At 79.8% G+C, this 372-nt stretch carries 1 pseudogene; it reads right to left on the reverse strand.

Annotated elements, in window-relative coordinates:
- Window positions 1-372: pseudogene (locus tag GTW08_RS20880) on the reverse strand (hypothetical protein); the annotation flags it as partial.

Here is a 372-nt window from a genome sequence, read left to right on the forward strand (position 1 = left end):
TCGGTGCCGACGTCGACCGGCACCGCGCGGGCCAGTCCCCCGGCGGTGAGGGTGATCGAGGTGGTGCCCTCGGGCAGGTCGACCAGTGCCCAGCCGCCCGGTGCGCCGGAGCGGGCCGTGAACGGCACGTCGCGGTCCCCGGTGCGGACGGCGTAGCCGGCGGGGGCGCCGGTGTCCCCGTGCCCGGCGGGCATCGTGGCGTCGGGCCCGGTCACGGTGACCCCGGCGCCGGTGAGCTGGACGAGGTTGGGGCCGGGGCGCATCGGGGAGACCCCCAGGGTGAGCGGTCCGGTGCCGAGGTCGACCGAGCGCAGCAGGGCCTGTCCCGGGACGGCCGCGGGCGCCGGCGCCGGGAGGGCGGCGAGCAGCGAC

It is taken from the genome of Pseudonocardia sp. SID8383, assembly GCF_009864975.1.
Lineage (GTDB): Bacteria > Actinomycetota > Actinomycetes > Mycobacteriales > Pseudonocardiaceae > Pseudonocardia > Pseudonocardia alni.